Annotated in this window: 15 protein-coding genes; 14 read left to right on the plus strand and 1 reads right to left on the minus strand. The window is 62.5% G+C overall.

Annotated elements, in window-relative coordinates; translation table 11 throughout:
* Positions 1-123 precede the first annotated feature (123 nt).
* The 14 genes from flhA (at position 124) to L6D80_RS01430 (ending at position 14,242) form a co-directional block, all read left to right on the plus strand.
* On the plus strand, positions 124-2,253 hold the full coding sequence (gene flhA / locus L6D80_RS01365) for a flagellar biosynthesis protein FlhA (RefSeq protein ID WP_054900046.1): 2,130 nt from the start codon (positions 124-126) through the stop codon (positions 2,251-2,253).
* A gap of 11 nt (positions 2,254-2,264) precedes the next feature.
* A complete protein-coding gene (gene flhF, locus L6D80_RS01370; RefSeq protein ID WP_054900045.1) occupies positions 2,265-3,572 on the plus strand; it encodes a flagellar biosynthesis GTPase FlhF in 1,308 nt (435 codons plus the stop codon).
* 93 nt (positions 3,573-3,665) lie between these two features.
* The gene (gene fleN, locus L6D80_RS01375) at positions 3,666-4,499 is read left to right on the plus strand and encodes a flagellar synthesis regulator FleN (RefSeq protein ID WP_054900044.1); all 834 of its coding nucleotides are present in this window, start codon (positions 3,666-3,668) and stop codon (positions 4,497-4,499) included.
* Positions 4,496-5,236, plus strand: a complete 741-nt coding sequence (fliA, locus tag L6D80_RS01380) for an RNA polymerase sigma factor FliA (RefSeq protein ID WP_054900043.1) — start codon at positions 4,496-4,498, stop codon at positions 5,234-5,236. Before fleN ends, fliA begins: the two co-directional genes overlap by 4 nt.
* A 104-nt stretch (positions 5,237-5,340) precedes the next feature.
* Positions 5,341-5,715: a chemotaxis response regulator CheY gene (locus tag L6D80_RS01385; protein ID WP_115274187.1), complete on the plus strand. Its 375-nt coding sequence runs from the start codon at positions 5,341-5,343 to the stop codon at positions 5,713-5,715.
* A gap of 18 nt (positions 5,716-5,733) precedes the next feature.
* On the plus strand, positions 5,734-6,522 hold the full coding sequence (locus L6D80_RS01390; RefSeq protein WP_176514426.1) for a protein phosphatase CheZ: 789 nt from the start codon (positions 5,734-5,736) through the stop codon (positions 6,520-6,522).
* Positions 6,523-6,534: 12 nt separating this feature from the next.
* Entirely contained in the window at positions 6,535-8,745 is a 2,211-nt protein-coding gene (locus L6D80_RS01395) for a chemotaxis protein CheA (protein ID WP_176514424.1), read from the plus strand.
* A gap of 46 nt (positions 8,746-8,791) precedes the next feature.
* On the plus strand, positions 8,792-9,916 hold the full coding sequence (locus tag L6D80_RS01400) for a protein-glutamate methylesterase/protein-glutamine glutaminase (RefSeq protein WP_054900040.1): 1,125 nt from the start codon (positions 8,792-8,794) through the stop codon (positions 9,914-9,916).
* Complete coding sequence (locus L6D80_RS01405) at positions 9,916-10,656, plus strand: flagellar motor protein (RefSeq protein ID WP_054900039.1); 741 nt, start codon at positions 9,916-9,918, stop codon at positions 10,654-10,656. Before L6D80_RS01400 ends, L6D80_RS01405 begins: the two co-directional genes overlap by 1 nt.
* Positions 10,657-10,659: 3 nt before the next feature.
* Positions 10,660-11,505, plus strand: coding sequence for a flagellar motor protein MotD (gene motD, locus L6D80_RS01410; RefSeq protein ID WP_054900038.1), 846 nt, complete (start codon positions 10,660-10,662; stop codon positions 11,503-11,505).
* Positions 11,506-11,665: 160 nt separating this feature from the next.
* The gene (locus L6D80_RS01415; RefSeq protein WP_054900037.1) at positions 11,666-12,457 is read left to right on the plus strand and encodes a ParA family protein; all 792 of its coding nucleotides are present in this window, start codon (positions 11,666-11,668) and stop codon (positions 12,455-12,457) included.
* Positions 12,454-13,323 carry a CheW domain-containing protein gene (locus L6D80_RS01420; RefSeq protein WP_054900036.1) on the plus strand — a complete coding sequence of 290 codons (870 nt, stop codon included), beginning with the start codon at positions 12,454-12,456 and terminating at the stop codon, positions 13,321-13,323. The genes L6D80_RS01415 and L6D80_RS01420 overlap by 4 nt, the downstream gene beginning before the upstream one ends.
* A gap of 42 nt (positions 13,324-13,365) precedes the next feature.
* On the plus strand, positions 13,366-13,845 hold the full coding sequence (locus L6D80_RS01425; protein WP_003254393.1) for a chemotaxis protein CheW: 480 nt from the start codon (positions 13,366-13,368) through the stop codon (positions 13,843-13,845).
* Between the two features lies 1 nt (position 13,846).
* Positions 13,847-14,242 (plus strand): DUF2802 domain-containing protein, encoded by a 396-nt coding sequence (locus L6D80_RS01430; protein WP_054900035.1) that lies wholly within the window; start codon positions 13,847-13,849, stop codon positions 14,240-14,242.
* 49 nt (positions 14,243-14,291) lie between these two features.
* Here the strand turns inward: L6D80_RS01430 and L6D80_RS01435 are convergent, their stop codons facing one another.
* The gene (locus L6D80_RS01435) at positions 14,292-17,087 is read right to left on the minus strand and encodes a dermonecrotic toxin domain-containing protein (RefSeq protein WP_176514422.1); all 2,796 of its coding nucleotides are present in this window, start codon (positions 17,085-17,087) and stop codon (positions 14,292-14,294) included.
* Positions 17,088-17,125 lie beyond the last annotated feature (38 nt).

The raw sequence follows: 17,125 nt of genomic DNA on the forward strand, positions 1-17,125 counted from the left end.
TGCGGGAGCAGTTCGTCCGGCTAGGGGGCCGCTGAGCGCAAAAACCTAAAGTTGGAAAGCTTCTTGCAGAGCCACGCCCAAGCGCCCCTTGGGCGTCAAAGTTTTGCATGAAGAGGACTCGCGGTGGATCGCACTCAGTTAATCAGCAACGCTCGCCAGAACCTGGCCGGGCTCGGCCGGGGCAACCTGGGCGTGCCGCTGTTGCTGCTGGTGATGTTGGCAATGATGATGTTGCCGATTCCGCCGTTCCTGCTCGACGTATTCTTCACCTTCAACATCGCCCTGTCGATCGTGGTTCTGCTGGTCTGCGTTTACGCCCTGCGTCCGCTCGATTTCGCCGCATTCCCCACCATCCTGTTGGTCGCAACGCTGCTGCGCCTGGCGTTGAACGTCGCCTCTACGCGGGTGGTCATGCTCCACGGTCAGGAGGGCCATGGCGCCGCCGGCAAGGTGATCCAGGCCTTCGGTGAAGTCGTGATCGGCGGCAACTATGTCGTCGGTGCGGTGGTGTTCGCCATCCTCATGATCATCAACTTCGTGGTGGTGACCAAGGGTGCCGGGCGTATTTCCGAGGTGAGCGCGCGCTTCACCCTCGACGCCATGCCCGGCAAGCAGATGGCCATCGACGCCGACCTCAACGCCGGCCTGATCGACCAGGCCCAGGCCAAGTCGCGCCGTGCCGAGGTGGCCCAGGAGGCAGAGTTCTATGGTTCGATGGACGGTGCCAGCAAGTTCGTGCGCGGTGATGCCATCGCTGGCCTGCTGATCCTGTTCATCAACCTGATTGGCGGCATGCTCATCGGTATGCTGCAGCACAATATGTCGTTCAGCGATGCCGGCAAGGTCTACGCGCTGTTGACCATTGGTGACGGTTTGGTGGCGCAATTGCCATCCCTGTTGCTGTCGACCGCTGCCGCGATCATGGTCACCCGCGCCTCGGGCTCCGAGGACATGGGCAAGCTGATCAACCGGCAGATGTTCGATTCGCCCAAGGCGCTGGCGGTATCGGCAGGGCTGATGATCGTCATGGGCCTGGTGCCGGGCATGCCGCATATCGCGTTCCTGAGCCTGGGCCTGCTGGCGGGCGGTGGCGCTTACCTGGTCTGGAAGAAGCAGCAGAAGGCCAAGGTCGAGGCGCAGAAGGAGGCGCAGCGTCAGCAGGACCTGCTGCCTTCACCGCAGCGCGCGCTGGAAACCAAGGAGCTGGGCTGGGACGACGTGACACCGATCGACATGATCGGCCTGGAGGTCGGCTACCGGCTCATCCCGCTGGTCGACCGCAACCAGGGCGGCCAACTGTTGGCACGGATCAAGGGCGTGCGCAAGAAGCTCTCCCAGGACCTGGGCTTTCTCATGCCCACGGTGCACATCCGCGACAACCTCGATCTACAGCCCAGCGCCTATCGCCTGACGTTGATGGGGGTGATCCTGGCTGAAGCCGAGATCTACCCAGACCGCGAGTTGGCAATCAACCCTGGCCAGGTGTTCGGCACCCTCAACGGCATTGCTGCACGCGATCCGGCCTTTGGCCTGGAAGCGGTGTGGATCGATGTCGGCCAGCGCGCTCAGGCACAGTCGCTGGGCTATACGGTGGTGGATGCCAGCACCGTGGTTGCCACCCACCTCAACCAGATCCTGCAGAAACACTGCCACGAGCTGATAGGCCACGAGGAAGTGCAGCAACTGTTGCAGGTATTGTCCAAGGCTTCGCCTAAACTTGCCGAGGAGTTGGTGCCGGGTGTCATTTCCTTGTCGGGGCTGCTCAAGGTCCTGCAGGCATTGCTTGCCGAGCAGGTGCCCGTGCGCGATATTCGCAGCATTGCCGAGGCCATCGCCAACAATGCCGGCAAGAGTCAAGATACCGCCGCGCTGGTGGCCGCCGTGCGTGTCGGATTGTGTCGCGCCATCGTGCAAAGCATTGTCGGCGTTGAGTCCGAGCTGCCTGTCATCACCCTTGAGCCAAGGTTGGAACAGATTTTGCTCAATAGTCTGCAACGGGCCGGGCAAGGCCAGGAGGACGGTGTTCTTCTGGAGCCGAGCATGGCCGAAAAGCTGCAGCGCTCGTTGATTGATGCGGCCCAGCGCCAGGAAATGCAAGGCCAGCCAGCTATCTTGTTGGTGGCCGGCCCGATCCGCGCCATGCTGTCGCGCTTTGGTCGCCTGGCTGTACCGAATTTGCATGTTTTGGCGTATCAGGAAATACCTGACAACAAGCAAGTCACCATCGTTGCCACCGTGGGCCCCAACGGCTGAGGTAGTGGGTTATGCAAGTTAAGCGTTTTTTCGCCGCCGATATGCGTCAAGCCATGAAGCTGGTCCGTGATGAGCTGGGCTCTGATGCCGCCATCATCGGTAACCGCCGCATTGCTGGCGGTGTCGAACTGACGGCTGCGCTGGACTACAAGCTGTCCGCGCTGGCCCCGCGCGTGCCCAACGCCGAGCTCGAGCAAGAGCTGCGCAAGACCCACACGCGCATCGCCACCGCCCAGGCCGAGCTGGACAACCGCAGCGATGGCGACGAAGGCAATCGCCAATTGTTCGCCGGGCAATCGCTGACCGCCTCGGAGCCGCTGATCGAGCCGCAGTCGGCTGCGCCTGCACCGGCAGCACCCGCCGCGCCGGCACCGGTGGACCCGCGGCTGTTCGATGCCATGCGCTCGGAGCTCTCGGGCCTGCGCGAGTTGCTCGAAGTGCAGCTCGGTTCATTGGCCTGGAGCCAACTGCAGGGCAGCAAGCCGGCCCAGGCCAACCTCTGGCGCCGCTTGCAGCGTATCGGCCTGTCCGGACCGATCGCCCGCGAATTGCTCGAGCTCACGGGCGAGATCGAAGAACCACGGCAGGCGTGGCGCATGTTGCTGGCGCACCTGGCGCGGATGATCGAGGTGCCCGAGGTCGAGCCGATCGAGGAGGGCGGTGTGATCGCCATGGTCGGCCCTGCTGGCATGGGCAAGACCACCACCCTGGCCAAGCTGGCGGCGCGGTATGTACTCAAGTACGGCCCGCAGAACCTGGCGCTGGTGAGCATGGACAGCTTCCGCATTGGTGCCCAGGAGCAGCTCAAGACCTTGGGGCGCATCCTCAATGTGCCCGTGACCTACGTCGACCCGGGCCAGTCGTTGGCCCAGGCGCTGGAGCCGCTGCTGCGCAAGCGCGTGGTGCTGATCGATACCGCCGGCCTGCAGGCCAGCGACCCGGCCCTGCGCATGCAACTGGAAACCTTGGCCGGGCGTGGCATCGCCGCGAAGAACTACCTGGTGCTGGCCACCACCAGCCAGAAGCAGGTGCTCACCGCCGCCTACCACAGCTATAAACGCTGCGGCCTGGCCGGTTGCATCCTGACCAAACTCGATGAAACGGCGAGCCTCGGCGACGTGCTGAGCCTGGCCATCAGTCATGAACTGCCCGTGGTCTACCTCACCGATGGCCCGCGCATTCCTGACGACCTGCACCTGCCGCGGGCGCACCAGCTGGTGACCCGTGCCGTCAATGTGCAGTTGCAGGACGAGCCCAGCGAGGAGGCCATGGCCGACATGTTCGCTGATCTCTATCACAACCCGCGGCGAGCAGGTTGATGATGAAGCGTATGCAAAATACCTACACCAAGGGGGCGGCAGCATTGCCCCTCGTGTGGCTTGGGTCCAAGCGAGACAAGGTAAACAACGAACATGGGTAGCATGCATCCCGTACAGGTGATCGCCGTGACCGGTGGTAAAGGTGGCGTCGGCAAGACTAACGTTTCAGTGAACCTGTCCCTGGCGCTGGCCGAACTCGGCCGCCGGGTCATGCTGCTGGACGCCGACCTGGGCCTGGCCAACGTCGACGTGTTGCTGGGCCTGACCCCTAAACGCACCTTGGCCGATGTCATCGAAGGGCGCTGCGAGCTGCGCGACGTACTGTTGCAGGGGCCAGGCGGCGTGCGCATCGTGCCGGCGGCGTCCGGCACCCAGAGCATGGTGCACCTGGCTCCCGCCCAGCATGCCGGGTTGATCCAGGCATTCAGCGAGGTCGGCGACAACCTCGATGTGCTGGTGATCGACACCGCTGCGGGTATTGGTGACTCGGTAGTCAGTTTTGTTCGTGCTGCCCAGGAAGTGTTGCTGGTGGTCTGTGATGAACCGACCTCGATCACCGACGCCTACGCGTTGATCAAGTTGCTCAACCGCGATTACGGGATGAACCGATTCCGCGTGCTGGCCAACATGGCACAGAGCCCGCAGGAAGGGCGCAACCTGTTCGCCAAGTTGACCAAGGTCACCGATCGCTTCCTCGATGTCGCCCTACAATACGTCGGTGCCGTGCCCTATGACGAGTGCGTGCGCAAGGCGGTGCAGAAGCAACGGGCAGTCTACGAGGCCTTCCCTCGTTCCAAGTGCGCGCTGGCCTTCAAGGCCATTGCGCAGAAGGTCGATAGCTGGCCATTGCCGGCCAACCCGCGCGGGCACCTGGAGTTCTTTGTCGAGCGCCTGGTGCAACCCACCAGCGCGGGGCCGGTACTATGAACGCAAGCGGTTTCAAGATGTACAGCAAGGCGTCGAAGGACGCCCAGTACGAATTGATCGAACGCTACGCCCCGCTGGTCAAGCGCATTGCCTACCACCTGCTGGCCCGCTTGCCGGCCAACGTGCAGGTCGAAGACCTGATTCAGGCCGGCATGATCGGTTTGCTGGAAGTCGCCAACAAGTACGACGCCAGCAAGGGTGCCAGTTTCGAAACCTATGCCGGCATCCGCATCCGCGGTGCGATGCTCGACGAAGTGCGAAAGGGGGATTGGGCACCCCGTTCGGTGCACCGTAATACGCGCATGGTCAGTGATGCGATGCGTGCCGTGGAAGCCAGAACCGGCCGTGACGCTAAAGATCATGAAGTTGCTGCCGAACTCCAATTGAGTCTCGATGATTACTACGGGATTTTGAACGATACCCTGGGTAGCCGCCTGTTCAGTTTCGACGACCTGTTGCAGGACGGCGAGCACGAAGGGCTGCACGAGGACGGTGCCAGTGGCCAAGTCGAGCCATCGCGCGACCTGGAAGACGAGCGCTTCCAGGCTGCCTTGACCGATGCCATTGCCAATCTGCCAGAGCGTGAGCGGCTGGTGCTGGCGCTGTACTATGACGAAGAGCTGAACCTCAAGGAAATCGGTGAGGTGCTGGGGGTCAGCGAGTCACGTGTCAGCCAGCTGCACAGCCAGTGCGCCGCGCGCCTGCGCAGCCGCCTCGGGGAGTGGCGGGCACGCTGAGCCCGGGGTCGTTGCAGTCGTTTTCACGTTGTACCGAATTGATTGAATGCGCGTTCGGAGCCGAGCGCGTTTGAGACTGCTTGGAGGTCTAATTGAACAAAGACATGAAAATCCTCATCGTTGACGACTTCTCGACTATGCGGCGGATCATCAAGAACCTGTTGCGTGATCTGGGTTTCACCAATACCGATGAGGCCGATGACGGCACCACGGCACTGCCAATGCTCGAAAGCGGCCATTACGACTTCCTGGTGACCGACTGGAACATGCCCGGCATGTCCGGTATCGACCTGCTGCGCAAGGTGCGTGCACACGACCGCCTGAAGGCTATGCCGGTGCTGATGGTGACCGCTGAAGCCAAGCGTGACCAGATCATCGAAGCGGCCCAGGCCGGGGTCAATGGATACGTGGTCAAGCCGTTCACCGCTCAGGTGCTCAAAGAAAAGATCGAGAAGATCTTCGAACGCGTCAACGGCTGAGTCACGTCAGGGGGCGCCATGGAATCAACACAATCGTCTTTGGGGGAGTTCGAATCGACCCTGAAGAAGCATGCCCAGGAGTTGGTCGAAAGCCTGGAGCGGGGGCGGTTCGGCGAGGCGGTGCAACTGATTCATCAGTTGAACCAGACCCGCGACCGAGGCCTGTACCAGGAGGTCGGCAAGCTCACCCGTGAGCTGCACAGCGCGATCGTCAGTTTCCAGATCGACCCGCACATGCCGCAGGCCGAGGAAGTCTCGCAGATCACCGACGCCACCGAACGCCTGTCCTATGTGGTCAAGCTCACCGAAGGTGCCGCCAACCGCACCATGGACCTGGTCGAGCAGAGCACGCCTGTGCTCAACGATCTGGCGGCCGAGGCGCAGCGCCTGAGCGTTGACTGGCAGCGCTTCATGCGTCGCGAAGTTGCCGCTCCGGAGTTTCGCGAGCTGGTCAAGCGCGTCGACAGTTTCCTGACACACAGCGCCGAAGGGAACCGCAAGGTCGCGGGCCACCTCAACGACATTTTGCTGGCTCAGGACTATCAGGATCTGACCGGCCAGGTGATCAAGCGCGTGACTGCGCTGGTTACCGACGTGGAAAGCAATCTGCTCAAGCTCGTGCTGATGGCCAGTCAGGTCGACCGTTTTGCCGGTATCGAACATGACCACCAGCAGTTGCGCGCTGAAAAAGATCAAGAAAAACATCAGACACGGGGTGAAGGTCCGCAGATTCATGCCGATAAGCGTGAAGACGTCGTGTCCGGTCAGGACGATGTCGATGATCTGCTGTCCAGCCTGGGTTTTTAAGGAGCACGTTTAATGAGCTTCGGCGCCGATGAAGAAATCCTCCAGGATTTCCTGGTAGAAGCCGGCGAAATTCTTGAGCAACTGTCCGAGCAACTGGTCGAGCTGGAAAGCCGGCCCGACGATGCCGACCTGCTCAATGCCATTTTTCGCGGTTTCCACACTGTAAAAGGGGGCGCCGGCTTCCTCCAGCTCAACGAGCTGGTGGAGTGCTGCCATATCGCCGAGAACGTGTTCGACATCCTGCGCAAAGGTGAGCGCCGGGTCGATGCGGAACTGATGGATGTGGTGCTCGAAGCACTGGACACGGTCAACAGCATGTTCGGCCAGGTGCGCGAACGCAGCGAAGTGACCCCGGCCACGCCCGAGCTGTTGGCCGCGCTGGCGCGCCTGGCCGAGCCGGCCGCCGCCGATGCACCTGCGCAGGTTGCGGCTGCGCCGGTAGTCGAGGCACCGGCTGCCGAGGCCGATATCACCGACACTGAATTCGAACAGCTGCTCGACTCGCTGGACGCCGTCAAGGCTCAAGCCGCTGCTGCCGAACAGCAAACGCAAGGCGAAACCGTCAGCGGCGGTTCGGATGAAATCACCGACGCCGAATTCGAGTCGCTGCTTGACCAGTTGCACGGCAAAGGCCAGTTCTCCTCCGAGGTCGCAGCCGCCGAGCCTGAGGCCTCAGCCGCCAGCGTACCGGTGAGTGATGAGATCACCGACGAAGAATTCGAGTCGCTGCTGGATCAGTTGCATGGTAAAGGCACCTTCCAGACCGATGCCTTGCCAGCGGCCACGGCGGTGGCCGAAACGGCCCACAGTGCAGCGGTGCCGGCCAACGGCGACGACATCAGCGAGCACGAGTTCGAAGCGCTGCTTGACCAGTTGCACGGCAAGGGCAAGTTCTCCGGTGACAGTGTCGCTGCCCAGGCGCCTGCGGCCGTTGCCGCGCCTGTGGCCGCGAAGGCTGAAAGCAAGCCGGCTGCCAAGCCTGCGCCAGCCGCCAAGCCCGCGGCGCCAGCCCGTGCGCCAGCGGCCTCTGCCGACAAGCATGCCGTCAGCGAAGCGGAAACCACCGTGCGTGTCGACACCGCGCGCCTGGACGAAATCATGAACATGGTTGGCGAACTGGTGCTGGTGCGTAACCGCCTGGTGCGCCTGGGCCTGAACAGCGGCGACGAGGCCATGTCCAAGGCCGTGTCCAACCTCGACGTGGTCACCGCCGACCTGCAGACCGCGGTAATGAAAACCCGCATGCAGCCGATCAAGAAGGTCTTCGGTCGCTTCCCGCGTCTGGTTCGCGACCTGGCACGCCAGCTGAAAAAAGAGATCAACCTGGAACTGGTCGGCGAAGAGACCGACCTGGACAAGAACCTGGTCGAGGCCCTGGCCGACCCGCTGGTGCACTTGGTGCGCAATGCCGTCGACCACGGTGTCGAGATGCCGGATGAGCGCGAAGCCACCGGCAAGGCGCGCACGGGCCGCGTGGTGCTGTCGGCCGAGCAGGAGGGCGACCATATTCTGCTGTCGATTTCCGATGACGGCAAAGGCATGGACCCTAACATCCTGCGCGCCAAGGCCGTGGAAAAGGGCCTGATGGACAAGGATGCCGCCGAACGCCTGAGCGAGTCGGACTGCTACAACCTGATCTTCGCCCCGGGCTTCTCGACCAAGACCGAGATTTCCGATGTTTCCGGGCGCGGTGTGGGCATGGACGTGGTGAAAACCAAGATCTCCCAGCTCAACGGCTCGATCAACATCTTCTCGGCCAAGGGCCAGGGGTCGAAGATCGTCATCAAGGTACCGCTGACCCTGGCGATCATGCCGACTCTGATGGTGATGCTGGGCAACCAGGCGTTTGCCTTCCCGCTGGTCAACGTCAACGAGATCTTCCACCTGGACCTGTCGCGCACCAACGTGGTCGACGGTCAGGAAGTGGTGATCGTGCGCGACAAGGCGCTGCCGCTGTTCTACCTAAAACGCTGGCTGGTCCAGGGCCAGGTGCATGAAGAGCAGCGTGAGGGGCACGTGGTGATTCTCTCGGTCGGTACCCAGCGCATCGGCTTTGTGGTGGACCAGTTGGTGGGCCAGGAAGAGGTGGTGATCAAGCCGCTGGGCAAGATGCTGCAGGGCACCCCGGGCATGTCCGGCGCCACCATCACCGGCGACGGTCGTATCGCGCTGATCCTCGATGTACCGAGCATGCTCAAGCGTTACGCGGCACGGCGTATTTGATTTCGGTGGCGCGCCCTGGCGGGCTGCGTCGCCTAATGGAGTGTTTATGGCAGTCAAGGTCCTGGTGGTGGATGATTCCGGTTTCTTCCGCCGCCGCGTTTCGGAAATCCTCTCGGCGGACCCGACGATCCAGGTCGTGGGCACGGCGACCAACGGCAAGGAAGCGATCGACCAGGCACTGGCGCTCAAACCCGATGTCATCACCATGGACTACGAAATGCCCATGATGGATGGCATCACCGCGGTGCGGCACATCATGCAGCGCTGCCCGACACCGGTGTTGATGTTCTCTTCCTTGACCCACGAAGGCGCCCGGGTAACCCTCGACGCACTGGATGCCGGAGCGGTGGATTACCTGCCGAAGAACTTCGAGGACATCTCGCGTAACCCGGACAAGGTCAAGCAACTGCTGTGCGAAAAGGTTCACACCATTTCGCGCAGCAACCGCCGTTTTGGCGGCTACGCAAGCACAGCGCCCGTTGCCGCGCCTGCGCCGGCCAGCACTGCTCCGGCCCCCGCCAGCAGCCTGGCCAGCACCGCGCCAGCGCGCGTGGCGCCTGCCCGCAGCGCCGCGCCGGCTGTCGCTCACGCGCCGGCCCCCAAGCGTAAACCCTACAAGTTGGTGGCGATTGGCACCTCCACCGGCGGCCCGGTGGCCCTGCAGCGCGTGCTGACTCAACTGCCGGCGAACTTCCCGGCGCCGATCGTGCTCATCCAGCACATGCCAGCGGCGTTCACCAAGGCATTCGCCGAGCGCCTCGACAAGCTGTGCAAGATCAACGTCAAGGAAGCCGAGGACGGCGATATGCTGCGCCCCGGCCTGGCCCTGCTGGCCCCGGGTGGCAAGCAGATGATGATCGATGGCCGCGGCACGGTGAAGATCCTGCCCGGCGATGAGCGCCTGAACTACAAGCCCTGCGTGGACATCACCTTCGGTTCGGCGGCCAAGTCGTACGGCGACAAGGTACTGTCGGTGGTGCTCACCGGCATGGGCGCCGACGGCCGTGAAGGCGCGCGTCTGCTCAAGCAGGGTGGCAGCACGGTATGGGCCCAGGACGAGGCGAGCTGCGTGATCTATGGCATGCCCATGGCCATCGTCAAAGCCAACCTGGCAGACGCGGTGTACAGCCTGGATGAAATTGGCAAGCACCTGGTCGAGGCCTGCGTCTGATGGATGTCCTTAGCCTGATCGGCCTGATCCTGGCGTTCGTCGCCATCGTGGGTGGCAACTTTCTTGAGGGTGGCCATGTTGGCGCGCTGCTCAATGGCCCGGCGGCGCTGATCGTATTGGGGGGTACCCTGGCTGCGGCACTGTTGCAGTCGCCGCTGTCGTCGTTCAAGCGCGCCTTGCAGATCCTGCGGTGGATCTTCTTCCCGCCGCGGGTTGACCTGGCCGGCGGCATCGACCGGGTGGTCAATTGGAGCCTGACGGCGCGCAAGGAAGGCCTGCTGGGCCTGGAAGGGGTCGCTGATGGCGAGCCTGACCCGTACGCGCGCAAAGGCCTGCAGTTGCTGGTGGACGGCGCCGAGCCCGAATCGATCCGCAGCATCCTCGAAGTCGATTTCCTTACCCAGGAAGGCCGGGATATCCAAGCCGCCAAAGTGTTCGAGTGCATGGGCGGCTACGCGCCGACCATTGGCATCATCGGTGCGGTGATGGGCCTGATCCACGTGATGGGCAACCTGGCTGATCCGTCGCAGCTGGGCAACGGTATTGCCGTGGCCTTCGTCGCTACCATCTATGGGGTGGCCAGTGCCAACTTGATCCTGCTGCCGGTCGCCAACAAGCTCAAGGCCATTGTGCTGCGCCAGTCGCGCTACCGCGAAATGCTGCTCGAAGGCTTGCTGTCGATTGCCGAGGGTGAGAACCCGCGCTCTATCGAGCTGAAGCTGCAAGGCTTCATGGAGTAGCCCATGCGTCGCCGTCGTCATACCGAGGAACACGAGAATCACGAGCGCTGGCTGGTGTCGTACGCGGACTTCATCACCTTGCTGTTCGCGTTTTTCGTGGTCATGTATTCGATTTCCTCGATCAACGAGGGCAAGTACAAGGTCGTTTCGCAAGCGTTGCTGGGTGTGTTCAACGACCCTGAACGCAGTATGAAGCCGATCCCCATCGGCGATGAGCAGCCGCTTAGCGTGAAGCCGGCCGAGCCGTTGATCAGGGACAGCGAACAGACCGATGCGGGCCTGGCGCAGACCAATGTCGACCCGCTAAGGACCATCAGCGACGATGTGCGCGATGCCTTCGGCGACCTGATCAAGTCCGACCAGATGACGGTGCGTGGTAACGAGCTGTGGGTCGAGATCGAGCTCAATTCTTCGCTGCTGTTTGGCAGCGGCGACGCCATGCCCAGCGACACGGCGTTCGACATCATCGAAAAGGTGGCGAACATCCTCAAACCGTTCGCCAACCCGGTGCATGTCGAAGGCTTTACCGACAACCTGCCGATTCGCACGGCGCAGTACCCGACCAACTGGGAACTGTCGTCGGCGCGCGCCGCGAGCATCGTCCGCCTGCTGGCCATGAATGGGGTGAACCCTGGGCGCATGGCCTCGGTGGGCTATGGCGAGTACCAGCCGGTGGCCAGCAACGACACTGCCGAGGGCCGTGCGCGCAACCGCCGTGTGGTGCTGGTGATTTCCCGCAACCTTGAAGTGCGCCGCAGCCTCACCGGTACCGGCAGCGCCAATGCTACCCCGGACGCCGCGCTACGCCGGGCTGGCACACAAAGTGCACCGGTCGCGGGGAGTCACTAACTCGTCAATTCTCCGTCACTGCGCTGTTGGCGCGGTCCCTGTAGGAGCGGGCTTGCCCCGCGAAGCAGGCAACGTGGTGGATGACACGGGCTTCGCCCGGTTCGGGGACAAGCCTGCCCCCACGAGGGTGGGCGCTAAATTCATGAGTCAGAGTTGTCCTATGAGAGTCTGGGCAGTAGCCAATCAAAAAGGCGGGGTCGGCAAGACCACCACTACCATCGCTCTGGCCGGCTTGCTGGCCGAGGCGGGCAAGCGCGTGGTCGTCGTCGACCTTGACCCGCATGGCTCGATGACCAGCTATTTCGGGCACAACCCCGATGCCCTGGAGCACAGCTGCTACGACCTGTTTCTGCACAAGGGCGCAGTGCCCGAGGGCCTGCCGGGGCAACTGCTGCTGCCCACCAGTGACCCGCGCATTTCGCTGCTGCCCTCGAGCACCGCATTGGCCGTGCTCGAGCGCCAGTCGCCGGGGCAGAATGGCCTAGGCCTGGTGATCGCCAAGAGTCTGGCGCAGCTATGGCAGGATTTCGATTTCGCCTTGATCGACAGTCCGCCGCTGCTTGGCGTGCTGATGGTCAATGCGCTGGCCGCCAGCCAGCAACTGGTGATCCCGGTGCAGACCGAGTTTCTTGCGGTCAAAGGCCTGGAGCGCATGATTGGCACCTTGGCCATGGTCAACCGCTCACGCAAGCAAGCCTTGCCGTACCAGATCGTGCCGACGTTGTTCGACCGCCGTACCCAGGCTTCGTTGGGCACACTCAAGGTGTTGCGCGACACCTATGCACAGCAGGTGTGGCAGGGCTACATCCCGGTCGACACGCGCTTGCGCGATGCCAGCCGCAACGGTGTGACGCCGTCGCAGTTCGACGGCAAGAGCCGCGGCGTGATTGCCTATCGAGCGCTGCTCAAGCACCTGCTCACGTACAAGGCGGCTGTGCAGGTGGCTTCATGACTGTGAAGACCGGAACGCGCCCGCAACTGGCCCTGCAATCCTATCTCGATGGTCTGTTGCAGGAGGCCACCGAAGCCGAGGGCGAGCTCGACGCGGCAGTGCCCAGCGACGATTTTGCCGCCGCTGTGCGTGAAGAACAGGCGCGTGACGCCCGACAGCAGCCAAGCATTGCCAGCAGCACGCCCAAGCCTTTTGCTGAACCGCAGCCTGCTGTGCTACCGGCAGTGCTCCCCGTCCAAGCACCGGTGGTGGCGGTGGTCGAGGCAGCGGTGGTGGCCGAGGCCAGTATCCCGGTACTGACCGAAGTTCAGGCGCCCGAGCCTGTTGCGCCGCTGGTCGAAGTGCACCTGCCAGCGCCGAACGCGCCTACGCCCCCGGCCACGGTCGATGGTCGCCCGGCCTGGGCCGCTGAGCCGTTCGAATGCCTGCTGTTCGATGTCGCCGGGCTGACCCTGGCGGTGCCCTTGGTGTGCCTGGGGTCGATCTACAGCCTGGAGGGCCAGGAGCTGACCCCGCTGTTCGGCCAGCCGGAATGGTTCCTCGGCATCCTCACGTGCCAGGCGGGCAACCTCAAGGTGCTGGACACTGCGCGCTGGGTCATGCCTGACCGCTACCGCGATGATTTGCGCCAGGGCCTGCAATACGTGATTTCGGTCCAGGGCTATGAATGGGGCCTGGCGGTGCATCAGGTCAGCCGCTCGCTGCGCCTGGACCCGAGCGAGATCAAGTGGCGCAGCCAGCGCGGCCAGCGTCCGTGGTTGGCCGGCACGGTCATCGAACACATGTGTGCCCTGCTGGACGTCGCCGAACTGGCCGAGCTGATCGCCAGCGGCGCAGTCAAGCAGATGCATGCCAAACACCAATAACTGCGAACACACCGCCATTGGCGGATTTTGAGGGCTAGGGGAATGAAAAAGTCGTCTGCACAAGGTTCTGAAGATCCGATCCTGCAGTGGGTAACCTTCCGTCTGGACAACGAGTCCTACGGCATCAACGTCATGCAGGTGCAGGAAGTACTGCGCTACACCGAGATCGCCCCGGTGCCGGGTGCGCCGAGCTACGTGCTGGGCATCATCAACCTGCGCGGCAATGTAGTGACAGTGATCGACACCCGCCAACGTTTCGGCCTGATGCCGACCGAGGTGACCGACAACACCCGTATCGTCATCATCGAAGCCGACAAACAAGTGGTAGGCATCCTGGTCGACAGCGTGGCCGAAGTGGTTTACCTGCGCCAGTCGGAGATCGAGACGGCGCCGAACGTGGGTAATGAAGAGTCGGCCAAGTTCATCCAAGGCGTGTGCAACAAGAACGGTGAGCTGCTGATCCTGGTGGAACTGGACAAGATGATGACCGAGGAAGAGTGGTCCGAGCTGGAGAACATCTGAGTTGATTTTCGAGGTTGCTGTCATCTTCCTGGGGCTGCTATGGGCGCTGAGCCTGTGGTTTTTCCTCAACTACAGCAAGCGACAGCGTGAACTGGCTGCCCAGCAGGCCCAGGGCGACGCCCTGCGCGACCAACGCATCAAGGATCTGGCCAAGCGCCTGGATGACTACCAGAACGGTACGGTGCGCATGGGCGAGGCCATTCATGAGCTGCGCCAGGCGATGGCCACCTTGCCCGATCGCCTGGAGCGGCTGGAGCAACGCGACCCCAGCAGCGTTACCTTCAGCCAGGCGGCCAAACTGGTCGCAATGGGGGCCAGTGTGTCGGAGTTGACGGAAACCTGCGGGCTGACGCGGGCCGAGGCTGAGCTGATGAGCAAGCTGCATCGCAGCGAGTGAACGTGAAAAGGCGACCTGGGGTCGCCTTTTTTTTCGTTGAGCGTGCCGCTCAGGGCCTGGCCCAGGAGTTGAATCCGCCAATCTTGGCAATGCGGTTCAGCGCAAGCATCTGCCGTTGCGCTGCCTGAAACTCAGCCAGGTCGACGAACTGCCATGAGTGGGTGCGGGGGAACGCATACAGGTTGGCGATCTGGCGCAGTACGCCCAGCTCAGGCAACAGACGGTCGACCACATCGGTAAGCAACCTCGGCCCGGTGAGGCGGCTCAGCGTCCTGGCATAACGATAGAATGCTTCCGGGTCCGTTTGCAGGGAGGGCCTGCTGTCGTAGAAACCTGGCGCTGCCCGATAGCGCACCTGCATTTCTTCCAGGATTGCCTTGAGCGTTGGATTATTCGCATGGCTGCCTATCAGGCTGCCGTTGTACAGGCAGTGCATGTCCATTTTTTCGTTGGACACTGGAGGGTGCAACAGCAAGCCATTCTCATGGGTGACGAGTGCTACGTCGTCCAGCCGCTCACCCGGCACGCCTCTGGGTTCACCGTCGATTCGCCACGGGTATTCGCCAGGGGCCAGCAGTGTATCGTCGAGGTCCATGTACAAGCCTCCTTCGTGGTCAAGCAGGGCATAGCGCAAAACGTCCGACGCCGAGGAGAAGTTGCTGGCCACCCCACCGTTGCCGTTGAGGGCTGCCTGGTATTGGGCGAAGCTTGGGCTTTCTTTGAAACGGGCGTAGAACGGCTGGTCCTCAAGGGGCAGTACTTCGACGCTGGGCGCGTGCTCGGCCAAGCGCTGCAGGTTGGCCTGAAAGGCCGTCGGCTCGGCCCTGGAGAGGTACAGGCGCTGGGCATACTGAGTCTCCTGCAGCGTGCGGGCATTGCTGGCTATATTGTCGATCAAGGTTTGCGCAATGACCTTGTCGCCAACCCAGATGCTCAGGATCTGTTTAGGGATCGGGCGCAGGCCTTCGGTGTGCACGACCGGTAGATCAATCGGCAGTTTCAGATCGACGCCCAACGCACGCAAGGTCGCCATGCGCATTTCATGGGTAACCTGACGCGTGCTTGCATCCACCTCGAGCAGATTCATCGAGCCTGGAATGGCGAGGTAGCAGGTCGGCTCCACCTCATTGAGGTCGCTCTCCAGGTGAAAGGCATCGGCCTCCATGTCGTAGAGCACTTGCGCTTGATAACCGCCGATCATCGCCGTGAGTTCGTCGGGCGACCCGTCATAGCGAGGGGTCCTGACCACTGCGCCAGCAACCGCAGGGTCGCCTCCCGGCAGAGGCGCAATGGGCTCTGGAATATGGAAATAATCAGCCACGTCGGCCAGCGGTAGCCCAGGGGGTGTAATGGGGCTCAAGGGGTAGCCGACTTGGTCGTTGACCCTGCTGGGCAATACAAAGCCGTCCTGTTTGAAGCGCAGCAGCACAGGTGCCTTGGACAGCCCGGCTGTGATCAACGGCGCTGCATTGAGCACCCCGAAGACCGACGCGCTGACGCCCTCGGCTTTCTGCTGAGCGTTCTTGGCATGGATGGCCTGGTCCAGGCCCAGGCCAAACTGGGCGATGCCACCCAGGGCAAACAGCGGGGCCAGTTCGGGCACCACCAGGGCTAGGGGGCCCAGCAGGTTGATTGCTGAATTCAGGTAGCCAAGCCACTTGGCCCTGGTCACGTCGCTGTCGCTGGTGATGATGAACTGTGCGTCTTGGTAACTGCGCCGTTTCTGACGTTTGGCCAAGGTGAGGAACAGGTCGCCTTTGATCCGCGGGCTGTATTGATTGGCCTTGTAGTTGATGTAGTCCTGTGGGGGCCAGATGCCTTGCACCGTAAAACCGGGGCGGTTGCTGTCAAGGTGGTAGGGCGCTGGGTAGCTGCCCAGGCCGCACAATGCAGTGTGAAGGCCGCTGTAGCTCAGACCGTCTTCGCGATCGGCCAGGGCGAAGTGCCCCTGCAGGGCATCACGGGTGCGCGGTGCGCGACACTCGTTGGCGAACCAGTCCAGCATGGCCTGTCTGTCGCTGAATTCGTGCAGGGGTGAGGCGTTACCCGGAATGTAGAGCAAAACCAGGCCGCTGACGGTGTCGTACAGGCACAGCAGGTCAGTGGCGGTGTAGCCATACACATTCAGCAGCCGGACTCGCACCCCGGGTTTACTGCTCGACTTGCCGTCACTGGGCATCGTCGCCGGCGAAGCTTGCAGGCCGCACGCTTGCCACGCCAGCTTTCTACCGGCATCACTGAGGCTGCCTTCGATCACTTGTTTGTTGCACGCGGCGATGAAGTTGATCTTCGCGCCGATGCGGTAGTGTTCCAGGTTGGCATTCCAGTAGGTGTCGAGCATTGCCGTGTACTGCGCATGCAGGTCCAGCGTCCAGATAAATGCCTGGAAAGCCTCGGCTGCCAGGGGCACATGCGTATCCGCATTGTAAGGTTGGTTGTCGCTGTGGCTGAACAACCCGTTGTAGATGCTATACGGTGCGTGATAGTCGAACAGCCCTTGTTCGCGCAGGGTTTCGACGATGGTCAGCCGGCCCTCGGGCATTTCGCCGGCCCAAGGCGCATTGAACGCCGCTCCCAGCCAGTTGTTGGCCGACTCACCCTGCCAGTTCGAGAGAACCGCTTGGGTCAGGGTCATCTTCTGCACAATGAGCGCAACCCAGCCAAGCGTGGGGCTGAACTGGCAGTGCAGCGTGACCGCGTCGACGCGGTCAGGGTCCAGGTCGATGGACTGTTCGTTGGCCCACTGGCGGATGGCGTGGGCCGCTGCTCGGTCCGGGCGCGGAAAATCGACGAGGCTGTCGCGCACATATTGCACGCCCTTGGCATTCACGTACGGGTTGGTCATGGCGGTCACCTTTGACTAAGGGGGCTGGCTAAGGTGGC

This window comes from Pseudomonas ceruminis, from assembly GCF_021602025.1.
Taxonomy (GTDB): domain Bacteria; phylum Pseudomonadota; class Gammaproteobacteria; order Pseudomonadales; family Pseudomonadaceae; genus Aquipseudomonas; species Aquipseudomonas ceruminis.